The organism is Spiroplasma sp. ChiS, from assembly GCF_002968355.1.
In the GTDB taxonomy this organism is placed as follows: Bacteria; Bacillota_I; Bacilli_A; order Mycoplasmatales; family Mycoplasmataceae; genus Spiroplasma; species Spiroplasma citri.
In genome coordinates this window covers 36680-46900 of sequence record NZ_PUUH01000284.1, presented here as the reverse complement: position 1 = coordinate 46900, position 10221 = coordinate 36680, and the positions used below count along the sequence as shown (strand labels likewise).

General features: G+C 25.9%; 18 protein-coding genes and 1 pseudogene. 11 read left to right on the top strand and 8 right to left on the bottom strand.

Annotation, left to right across the window (positions count from 1 at the left end; translation table 4 throughout):
• Positions 1 to 500 precede the first annotated feature (500 nt).
• From C6B38_RS07250 to C6B38_RS07220, 8 genes are read right to left on the bottom strand one after another with little or no spacing between them, the layout of a single operon-like run.
• On the bottom strand, positions 501 to 1652 hold the full coding sequence (locus C6B38_RS07250) for a response regulator transcription factor (RefSeq protein ID WP_105299134.1): 1152 nt from the start codon (positions 1650 to 1652) through the stop codon (positions 501 to 503).
• 17 nt (positions 1653 to 1669) lie between these two features.
• The gene (locus C6B38_RS07245; protein WP_105299133.1) at positions 1670 to 2128 is read right to left on the bottom strand and encodes a hypothetical protein; all 459 of its coding nucleotides are present in this window, start codon (positions 2126 to 2128) and stop codon (positions 1670 to 1672) included.
• 11 nt (positions 2129 to 2139) lie between these two features.
• The gene (locus C6B38_RS07240; RefSeq protein WP_105299132.1) at positions 2140 to 2547 is read right to left on the bottom strand and encodes a hypothetical protein; all 408 of its coding nucleotides are present in this window, start codon (positions 2545 to 2547) and stop codon (positions 2140 to 2142) included.
• A complete protein-coding gene (locus C6B38_RS07235) occupies positions 2528 to 3010 on the bottom strand; it encodes a hypothetical protein (protein ID WP_105299131.1) in 483 nt (160 codons plus the stop codon). The genes C6B38_RS07240 and C6B38_RS07235 overlap by 20 nt, the downstream gene beginning before the upstream one ends.
• On the bottom strand, positions 2965 to 3267 hold the full coding sequence (locus tag C6B38_RS07230; protein WP_146693358.1) for a hypothetical protein: 303 nt from the start codon (positions 3265 to 3267) through the stop codon (positions 2965 to 2967). The genes C6B38_RS07235 and C6B38_RS07230 overlap by 46 nt, the downstream gene beginning before the upstream one ends.
• Positions 3249 to 3383 carry a hypothetical protein gene (locus C6B38_RS11990; RefSeq protein WP_255401098.1) on the bottom strand — a complete coding sequence of 45 codons (135 nt, stop codon included), beginning with the start codon at positions 3381 to 3383 and terminating at the stop codon, positions 3249 to 3251. The genes C6B38_RS07230 and C6B38_RS11990 overlap by 19 nt, the downstream gene beginning before the upstream one ends.
• Entirely contained in the window at positions 3367 to 3612 is a 246-nt protein-coding gene (locus C6B38_RS07225) for a hypothetical protein (RefSeq protein WP_105299129.1), read from the bottom strand. The genes C6B38_RS11990 and C6B38_RS07225 overlap by 17 nt, the downstream gene beginning before the upstream one ends.
• Positions 3612 to 3875, bottom strand: coding sequence for a pentapeptide repeat-containing protein (locus C6B38_RS07220; RefSeq protein WP_105299128.1), 264 nt, complete (start codon positions 3873 to 3875; stop codon positions 3612 to 3614). Before C6B38_RS07220 ends, C6B38_RS07225 begins: the two co-directional genes overlap by 1 nt.
• A gap of 797 nt (positions 3876 to 4672) precedes the next feature.
• Between C6B38_RS07220 and C6B38_RS10690 the strand changes: the two genes are divergently transcribed.
• The 11 genes and pseudogenes from C6B38_RS10690 (at position 4673) to C6B38_RS07175 (ending at position 10205) form a co-directional block, all read left to right on the top strand.
• Positions 4673 to 4933: a hypothetical protein gene (locus C6B38_RS10690; protein ID WP_199558616.1), complete on the top strand. Its 261-nt coding sequence runs from the start codon at positions 4673 to 4675 to the stop codon at positions 4931 to 4933.
• Positions 4912 to 5079 (top strand): hypothetical protein, encoded by a 168-nt coding sequence (locus C6B38_RS10685; RefSeq protein ID WP_199558615.1) that lies wholly within the window; start codon positions 4912 to 4914, stop codon positions 5077 to 5079. The genes C6B38_RS10690 and C6B38_RS10685 overlap by 22 nt, the downstream gene beginning before the upstream one ends.
• Positions 5080 to 5481: 402 nt before the next feature.
• On the top strand, positions 5482 to 5841 hold the full coding sequence (gene rpsP, locus C6B38_RS07210; RefSeq protein ID WP_105299127.1) for a 30S ribosomal protein S16: 360 nt from the start codon (positions 5482 to 5484) through the stop codon (positions 5839 to 5841).
• 27 nt (positions 5842 to 5868) lie between these two features.
• Positions 5869 to 6120 (top strand): hypothetical protein, encoded by a 252-nt coding sequence (locus tag C6B38_RS07205; protein ID WP_105299126.1) that lies wholly within the window; start codon positions 5869 to 5871, stop codon positions 6118 to 6120.
• A complete protein-coding gene (rimM, locus tag C6B38_RS07200) occupies positions 6121 to 6612 on the top strand; it encodes a ribosome maturation factor RimM (protein ID WP_105299125.1) in 492 nt (163 codons plus the stop codon). It begins immediately after the preceding gene.
• Position 6613: 1 nt separating this feature from the next.
• On the top strand, positions 6614 to 7345 hold the full coding sequence (gene trmD, locus C6B38_RS07195; RefSeq protein WP_105299124.1) for a tRNA (guanosine(37)-N1)-methyltransferase TrmD: 732 nt from the start codon (positions 6614 to 6616) through the stop codon (positions 7343 to 7345).
• Between the two features lie 27 nt (positions 7346 to 7372).
• Positions 7373 to 7729, top strand: coding sequence for a 50S ribosomal protein L19 (gene rplS, locus C6B38_RS07190; protein ID WP_105299123.1), 357 nt, complete (start codon positions 7373 to 7375; stop codon positions 7727 to 7729).
• 66 nt (positions 7730 to 7795) lie between these two features.
• On the top strand, positions 7796 to 8482 hold the full coding sequence (locus tag C6B38_RS07185) for a ribosome biogenesis GTPase RsgA (RefSeq protein WP_233485650.1): 687 nt from the start codon (positions 7796 to 7798) through the stop codon (positions 8480 to 8482).
• A gap of 24 nt (positions 8483 to 8506) precedes the next feature.
• Positions 8507 to 8644 carry a hypothetical protein gene (locus tag C6B38_RS11465; protein WP_233485649.1) on the top strand — a complete coding sequence of 46 codons (138 nt, stop codon included), beginning with the start codon at positions 8507 to 8509 and terminating at the stop codon, positions 8642 to 8644.
• Positions 8645 to 8699: 55 nt separating this feature from the next.
• Positions 8700 to 9590 (top strand): ribosome biogenesis GTPase YlqF, encoded by an 891-nt coding sequence (gene ylqF, locus C6B38_RS07180; protein ID WP_105299122.1) that lies wholly within the window; start codon positions 8700 to 8702, stop codon positions 9588 to 9590.
• Positions 9583 to 10205: pseudogene (locus C6B38_RS07175) on the top strand (ribonuclease HII). Before ylqF ends, C6B38_RS07175 begins: the two are co-directional and overlap by 8 nt.
• Positions 10206 to 10221: the final 16 nt, after the last annotated feature.

Here is a 10221-nt window from a genome sequence, read left to right as displayed (position 1 = left end):
ATTAACAATATAATCTGAAGTTGTTAAACCAGCATTAAGTTTTTGAATTGCTTTAATAAAACCAGTATTCATTTCAGTAATTACATCTGCTTTTTTAGTTAAATCAGGAACATCACTATATCAAGGTGTTTTTAAAGTTCCAATATTATCTTTATTAAATTGTTTAATACTTATTTGATTTACTTTTTGTACTTTATAATACTGAACTTGTGAAACACCAGTTGCATTTTTTTTACCAGCAATATAAATATCAACATAAATATCTGTTGTAGTAATATCATAACTTGATGGTGAACCTTGATAATATAACGGTCATCATTCATAATCATCTGCTGTTAAACTTGCATCAACCGCTTTAACTGCTTTTAAAACTTTATCATTTAAAAGTGGTCTTAAATCTTCACTTGCTACTTTTTGCGGTACAATAATTCCTTTAATTATTTCGTCATCTGTTAAAGTATCAACATTTTTAATTTTATCGTGAATATCTATGGCGCTACTTACTTTGAATAAATTAGAGAAACTGTGCCACTATATTTATCTGGATTTCCAGTTGCTAATGCGCCAGTAGATGTAATATTAGAGAATGTTGCATCTCCATTTTGATAATTAGTATTTTTTGTCTTAATAGCAGTTTCTAATTCTGCTGTTGTTGGGGTATCACCCGCCATTGTAATTTGACCTAAATTAGGTGTTGTAATAACTGTTGATAAAGGTATTACATAGGTGTGTTTAATAATTCCTTTTGGTTCAACTACTGCACCACCTAATTCTAAAATTCTTTCCATAATTAAAGTATTACCCATTCCAGTACCTAATGCTGCTGCACCAACCCTTAATGGGGTGTGGTCTTTTTTACGTAAAATTAGTGGATCATATTTTTTACTAAATTTAAAGGCAATTGCATTAACACCATTTGGTAATAAAGTAATTGTTCCTTCTGAACCATCTTCATTAATAATTGGTAATTTTTTAGGAACCATATAGTATGTTATTCCTTCAACAGTTTTCATTGCTCCGCTTGTTTCAATTACACTATTAATTTGGTCATTTGCTCCAAGTTGTAGTTGTAATTTATTACGAATTCCACGGATAAAATCTGCTGAACCTAGCACAACTGTTTCTGATGGTGTAAAACCATTTTCATATATTTTGTCCATAATTTCATCGTGGATTTGTAAAGCATTTGTATCATCTGCTTTATTTCCTTGAATAGTTGTAACTTCTCCTTTATTAATAATTTCTAAAATTTTATTTCGTTTATAAGCAACTTCAGTATCCATTGCTTGTTCAATATCAACAGCCCATAAATTAGGGTTAAAATCACTTTCTATGGGGTCTAATTTACGAGCAAAAGTTAAAATTGTATCTAATTCAACAGTTCCTTCGTCAAATTCTACTGCTGAATATTTTAATAAATTATCATCTGTATTAAATACTTGTCCATTTTTTCCTAGACCTTGTTTATATTTAATATTTTTCTTTATTTTATATTTTAAACCAAATTTATTTGCTTCTTTTCACGCAAATAAAGCTTCTCAACTTAACTTTTGTTGATAAGTTTGTAAATATCATTGTTCAAATGTTTCTTTATCATTAACTGTTGCTTGATTAACAATATCTCCAAAAATTCTTTGTGGGTTTTGTGCCATAATTTTATACCTTCTTTCTATTTATTAAATACATTGTCTGTATCTAAAATATTGTTTTGTTTTTCTTCTGTTTTTGGTACTCCACCAGTATTAACTGTTTGTACCTTAATTAATTCATCATAAACACTTTGCAATTGTGTTTTGATGATTTCAATATCATCATTAATATCATAAGATTTTAATGATTTTAATAAAACATTTTTAAATTCTTCATTATCAGTTAAAGAAGTAATAAAGTCAATTACTTCAATTTGTTTTGTTTGTTGTTCAATTTGAGAAGTTAATTCAGTATTTTTTGTTTGTAATTCATTGATTTGTTGATTACTATTTTCTAAATTACTTGCATTAAATTCTTCAACTTCAGCAGTATTTTCTAAAATAATTTCAGCAGTTTTAATATCTAAACTACCATCTTCATTTTTAATTGGTTCATTTTCTTCATTGATAAGAACATATTTTACATTTTTTAATGCCATTGTTTTTCCTCCTATTTTTTAATATTTGTATTTGTTCTTTTTCTAATCGCTTTTTGTATAATTTCAAAACTATCTACTCGAAAAGATAGAAAAGATAAAAAATAGCGTTTAGTTTTTATATTTAACTGATTAAATACTGAGCCTTTAATTTTTATTTCATCTTCTTTTTTTAATTTCAAAAATTCAGTTAAAACAGATGGGTTATATATTGATAATGTTGAATAATTTAATCCGTCTCACTGACATTTAGCCGAACAAACATCAACTTCAACGCCACCAGCAACAAGTGCTTTAATTTTAGTTTTAATAGGATTTTCATGTAATTTAACAGTTAATTCTAACTTATTAACTTTTTTATTTTTTATTTTAGGTTTATTAGTTATTGATTTTTTAGATAAATTACTTTTTGTTTGTGCCATTTTTATCAACTCCTTTTAATAAAAAATATTGTAAATGTTTCCAAGCATCTAATTCATGCTTAATATTTCCAGTATAAATATAATTTTTCTTAACAACTAGCGATTGTAAAACATAATTTAAATTAAATAAATATTTGCATAAAACTTTTAAACCACCAATAAATTTAGGAGTAGATAAAGGATTTTTTATTTTTAAACCCTTATGAAGTTGGTAATCTTCAATTATTACAATAACTTTGTTTAAATAAGAACAAATTTTATTTTTAAAATTATTTAATATTAAATACATATTATTTATTGCTTCTTCTTCAGAATTAGAACTAAAAGTAATATTATTAATTATTTTCTTTTGCAAAACATTATAAATAATAATACCAGTTTGTCCAATTCCAGCAGGGTCAATTGAAATAATATATTTTAATTTATTCCTTTGATTTTTTGGTCAATTTGTAATATTTTTCATCCATCTGATGCTAAATCTAAAATATCGTTAATTTTATAATGTTTCATATATGAAAAAATAACATCTCATTTATTTTTAAATAAATTTAAGTACATTTTTGCTCATTCTAAACATTGTAAATCATAATGTTTTTTATGATGTGAAATACGACAATCAATAGGTTTACAATTAACTCAATCAAAAGATGTTGTTATTTCATCTCAAGTTTTATTAATATATTTACTTTTATATTCTGACATTATAAATAATCCTTTCATCAATTAGTTTTACCTAATGCTCAATGTTCATCAGTAATATCTTCAAATGAAACTGGATAACTTCTAAGCATTAATTCATTTATTTTGCTAATACTTTTTTTATTTAACTTTTTCATATTTCACATCCTTACTAGGTAATTTGTAATATTCAAAAGTATCTTTTAATAAATATTTTCAAAATATGGCATGTCCTTTATTAAGACAACTATCATAAAAACACATTAAACATTGATTTGTAAAATCTTCTTTATATAATTGTTGTTGTTTTAATTCTGTAATTTCATTTTTAAGTGCTTCATTTTCTTCTTTTAGTTTGTTAAATTTAATTGATTCTGTTATATTCATTATTTATCATCCTCAATAACAGTTAATTTGTCTAATTGTTGTTGTGTTATTTTAATATCTTTTAAATCAGCCCATCGTAAATCAGCACCTATTAAAATAGCATCTTGTAATTTAGCCCATCGTAAATCAGCATAAGTTAAATTAGCACTATTTAAATCAGCACCTCGTAAATCTAATGCTTCACTTGCTAAATAATCATTGATTTTTTCTTGATCAACAATAATATCTGTTAAATCTTTAATTAAATCTTGTAATGTTTTCATTTTCTTATTTCCTTTCTGTAAAAAAACATAATATTCCTTTATTGGTTAATATTTTGATATTTAGTAGATAATTTATTTTAGTATTTAATTACTTCGCCGCCCGCTTCACTTCGGGGGTGAGCGGGGGCGGATAGGATATTTTGATAGAGTTTACCCCCCACGGAAATAAACAAAAAAACAGCTTATCCAGTTATTAATTACGCTTCATCCATCCCTACACAACTTTATATAAAGAAAATAACCTTTTGGAGCTCCTCCCTCTTGTTTTTTAGTGTCGGATATTGTTTTTTTCGGTTTAACAGCACTCTTTTTATGAAACAAGCCAAAAACACACGCTCTGACATTTCGCGGGCGACTAACCCCGCCGAGAATTAAAGAAATAAATATGGTTAAACCCAATCGCTTTCACACTTTCTTTAAGGCTTCGTGCCATAGATGAGTTATCCATCTTTAAGCATCAAAATATTAAGTTTTAGTATTGCATTATTCATCAGATAGTACCTTTATTAAAAAAATAATATTATTAGTTGTTAAACCGAAAAAATATAATAAATCACAGAAAGGAAATTATAAAAATTAACTAATTGATGGAGAAAATAGGTTAATTTTTAATTTTAAAGATACTATCTGATGAATAATGCAATTAAAAAAATCGCTCTTATAAGCGATTACTTTAATTTATATTTAATTACTTTATTTATATTTTTTATAAAAAATCAACTTTTTTCTTACTACCAATAAGTCCGCAACCCCAATTTTCTGATTTAGGATATGCAGAACGAGTATCAAATTATTATTTGTTTTTTACAACGCAAACTAATTATATTGTTGCTGTCTATTTTTTCATTTATTTATTTGAAAATAAGTTTAAAATTCAAAGTCCTAGTTATTTAATTAAATTAGCGGTGACAAAATATATTACAATTACAATGGTAGTTTTTTGACTTGGAATTTTTACAAGTACACAAGATGCTAATCAATACAATGTATATGCTTGAATATCAACAATTGTTTTGCACTTAGTAATTCCAATTAGATGATTATTAGTTATATTTTAACAGCAGGTACTTTTCAATATAATTTAAAACAATATTATAAATTAGCATTATGATTAATTTTAATTTATCCAGTTTGTTATTTTATTGTAATTTTAATTTGAGGAACATTACGTCATTTAGATGATAGACCATCTGATACTTGATAGCTTTATTTTTTTCTTAATGTTTATCAAGAGTGAGGATGATTAATTTTAACTTTTTCTTTTATTTGTATTTTAACTTTATTTATTGGTTTACAATATTTATATATTTTTTTAAATAATAAGTTATATTCGAAATATCAGGGAGAAACATTAAACAAACGAGTAAATGAAAAAAAATATTTGGTATTAGTGGAAAAAGAATGACATTGCATAAAAAAGATGTTTTCATTCCACAATCAGTGCTAAATGTTTTTAAAAATGATTCTTCTGAAGGAAAAAAATATGATTAGCAAAAAATAAAGTGTTAAGTTAAAAAAATTGACTCTTTTTTAATTTCGGGTATTATATAAAGGATGTTAAGTTTTATAGTTTAACATGAACACAGAATTAGAAAGGAAATTATTAATGGTAAAATTACGTTTAAAAAGAATAGGGAAAAAAAAAGCAGCATTCTATCGAATTGTTGCAACAGATGCTCGTGTCAAACGTGATGGAGAATATATTGAGTTAATTGGAACATATAATCCTATTAATGGTGATGTGAAAATTAATCATGATCTTGCTTACAAATGATTATTAACAGGGGCACAAACAACTGATACTGTTCGTAATTTGTTGAGTAAAGAAGGTTTAATGACTAAATTGCATAATGAAAAATATGTTGCTAAAACAACAAAGAGTACAAAAGAAAAGATAGCAACAAATTCAAAAACAAAGGTAACAAAAAGTACAAAAGCAAAGACAACAACAGAAGCAAAAAAATAGTTGTAATTAAGAATGTGGTGTTAATTAATGTATATTACCGAACTTAAAAATTTAATTAATCCGTTAATTTGTCAGGCTAATAATGAATTATATTATGAAATTCGCCAAGTGCCACCGACAAAAATAGGAGAAATTAACTTATTAGTAATGTGTAGTGAAGAAGTGTTTGGGTATGTTGTTGGTAAAGCAGGAATAATTGCTAATAGTTTACGAATTTTATTAAATATTAGAGCACATGTTGATCAAAATAAAGTTAATATTAAGTTTGAGGTTTTATAGATGGAAAATTTATTAAAAATTTTTAAGATTAAAAAGCCCCATGCAATTAAAGGCGAGGTTAAAGTAACTTTATTAATAAACATTAAAAATATAAATAAATTACTTAATAAATTAATGTTTATTCAAGTTCAAATGATGTATACACCAGTAACATTAATTAAGATTACTGCTACCAAACAAGATTATATTTTAAAGTTTAAAGAGTTTACTAATATTAATGAGGTAATATCGTTTAAAGAATGCTATTTGTTTGGTCAAAAAACAGATTTGAATTACGCAGAAGTTATTAATCAAGAAAATTTAATTAATTTTACAGTCTTTCATAGTCATAAAAAAATTGGAGTCTTAGTAAATCAATTTGAAACAAAAGCACATCTTGTTTTTGAAATTAAAACAACAGATGGTACATTAATGATGATTCCAAATGTTGATGCGTATGTTGAACAAGTTAATCTTCAACAACAAAAAATTATTTTAAAAAGGATGATTTAAGATGAAAAAGTTTACAGTATTAACTTTATTTCCAGAAATGTTTAATAATTTTATGACAACATCAATTATTAAAAAAGCACTTTGTGAAAAGATGATTACAATTAAAATTGTTGATATTCGTGATTATAGCATTGGCAAACATCATCAAGTTGATGATTACCAATATGGTGGTGGTGAAGGAATGGTTTTAATGATTGAACCATTAGTAGCAACTATTAAAGCTTACCAAACAAAAGACAGTCTAACAATTTTGTTAACACCACAAGGGAAACAATATGCTCAGGAACAAGTGCAACAATTTGCAGCAAATAATAATGATTTAATCTTAGTTTGTGGGCATTATGAAGGCTTTGATGAAAGAGTTTTATATTATATTGATTACGAATTATCAATTGGTGATTATATTTTAACTGGTGGTGAATTAGCTAGTATGGTTGTAATTGATAGTGTCACTCGTTTATGCGAAAATGTAATTAATACACAATCACATTTAAATGATTCTTTTTCTAACAATCTATTAGATTATCCTGTTTATACAAAACCAGTTGAATATGATGGACATTATGTTCCTGAAGTTTTATTAAGTGGTCATCATCAGAAAATTGCCCAATGACGAGAATATGAAGCATTAAAAAAAACTTGATTAAAACGTCCTGATCTTTTAGAAAAAAAAGTTTTAACCACAGAACAACAAATATTATTAGAAAAAATTAAAAGCGAAAAAAAGGTTTAATTACCTTAGAAAGGAAAAAAAACAGTTATGAATATGAATTTAACAGAAGAAATTACAAAGCCTCAACTTCGTAATGATTTGCCACAATTTTCTTCAGGAGATACAATTAAAGTACATTATAAAATCCAGGAAGGAAATAAGTTTAGAATTCAGGCTTTTGAAGGAGTAGTAATTAAGTTACAAGGTAGCGGAATTGTTAAATCAGTTACAATTCGTAAAATTAGTCAAGGTGCTGGAGTTGAAAGAAAATTCCCTTTACATTCACCATTAATTGATAAGATTGAAATTGTAAAATATGGACGAGTTCGTCGTGCTAGAATTTATTACATGCGTAATCGTACTGGTAAAGCTGCTCGAATCAAAGAGATTATTAAAACAAAATAACCCTAAAAGACTGATAAAGTTTTTTTAATTTGTATTAAAATAATAACACAAGGAGGAAACACAATTATGTGTGATAAGAAATTTTCAATTCCCAAAGAATTTATTAAAAATAATAAAAAGGTTTATAAACTTGCTGAAACAGCTGATGTTATTATTGAAATTGTTGATGCAAGAATTGCACATTCTGGTGGTAATCTTTTAAATTATGCAAAATTAAATGATGTGAAAAGAATAATTTTATTTTCAAACACACAAAAAGCTGATGTTGAACAAACAAAAAAATGAATGGAATATTATCAAACCCCAGGAATTTATTGCCAAATGCTATTGTGTCATGATGAGCAAACTAGTAAAGAATATCAGCAGTGTTTAGCCAATTTTAAGAAACTTTTAAAAAAGTATGCTAATAAGAAAATATTAATTATTAGTTTACCAGATAGTAATAAAGAGATTTTATTAGAAAAAATATTTGATAATAATGAATTCTTTGAGAAAGCAAAAGGAATATTTTTTGCTCGTGAAAAGATTTATCGTTATAATAATATTGAATTTATTGACACAGTACCAATTACGGGGATTAATTTTTCTCAACCAAATGTTTATTGAAATACACAAATTTTAGGGCTTTTTAAAATAGAAGATAATACGGAAATAGTGGCAATTAAAGCATTCCAATTATTATTAACAAAATATCAAAAAAAATTAGAAACAGCATATAGTGTTTGGATTCAACCAAAATCATCAGTAAAATAAATTGTTAAAGAATTTATTAAATTAATGACAACAAATTTGTCTTTACTAGAAGGTGAAACAACCGATAATTTATTTCTTTGTGCTAAATTTTTAGAAGATATTAAAAAACGGAAAAAAATTCCCGTAATTTCATTAGAATGAGTTGAAGATTACTTTAAATAATTTTTATTTAAAATTATAAAAGTTTTCAAAAAAAGGTTGAAAGGAGGAAAATAAAATGACAACAAATATTCATTGATTTCCTGGCCACATGGCAAAAGCAATTAAACAAATTGATGAACAAAGTAAATTAATTGATTTAGTAATTGAAATCGTTGATAGTCGAATTCCGTTTTCCTCTTCAAATCCATTAGTTGATAACTTACGGGGTTTAAAACCAAAGTTAATTATTTTAAATAAAAAAGATTTAGCGGATCCAGTTGTGATTAAGGCGTGACTTGAATATTATCAATCTCAACAAATTGCTGTTTTACCATTAGATAGTAAGCATGGCAATATTACAAAATTAATTATTGAAAAAATTTATCATGTTTTATCTGGTAAAATTAAGCGCGACCAAAATAGAGGAATTAAGTCACCAAAACTAAAAGTAATGGTGATTGGGATTCCTAATGTTGGAAAATCTACTTTTATTAATGCTTTAATAAAGCGAAATTCAACTCGAGTTGGTAATAAACCAGGTGTAACAAAAGGTCAACAATGATTAAAATTAAATCATCAAATTAATTTAGTTGATACTCCGGGAATTTTATGACCCAAAATTAATGACCCACAAGTAGCAATAAATTTAGCTTTTACTCGTTCAATCAAAGAAGATATTTTACCAAAAGAAGAAATTTGTTTAGCTGCAATAAAGTGAATGTATAAACATTATTTTTCTTTGTTAGCTAAGCAATATCATCTTACAGCAAGTGACAATTTTGATGTAACAGATGAACAAAAACTTTTTGAGTTATTATTAATAATGCAACAAAACCGTTTTCATAAAGTTAATGAAGATAATGTTAATGATATTGTTACTGATTTTTTAAATAATTTATGAAATAATAAGTTTGGGTTAATGTCTTTTGAGTTTCCACCTGGAAGAGGAATATTTAATTATGAATAAATTTGAAAAAGAGATTCTAATATCATATCCTAATACAACAATTCTGGCAGGAACTGATGAAGCTGGTCGCGGATGCTTAGCGGTCCTTTAGTTGTTAGTGCTGTTATTTTACTACTAGATTATGTTAACGATGAAATTAAGGATAGTAAAAAAATAACAGCAAAACAACGAATTAAATTAGCAGATGAAATTATGTCCATTGCAATTAGTTATACGATTGAAATTATTTCTGTTGTAATGGTTGAAGAATTGAATCCCAAGCAAGCAAGTATTTTTGGAATGCAACAAGCAATTGACAACTTAATGGTTAAATCAGATATAATTTTAATTGATGCAGAAAAGTTAGGACCTTCTTATAATCACCAAGCAATTATTAAAGGAGATAGTCTTTCGCAATCAATTACGGCAGCTTCAATTTTAGCAAAAGTAACAAGAGATAATTTAATGCTCAAATTTGATCAGGACTACCCACAGTATGATTTTAAAAATAATAAAGGATACGGAACCAAAAAACATTTATTAGCATTGCAACAATTTGGAATTACATCATTGCATCGGAAAACATATCGTCCCGTTCGTGAAACTATGTTAAAAAATAATGTTAATTATAAATAAAAATAAAGAAAGTAAA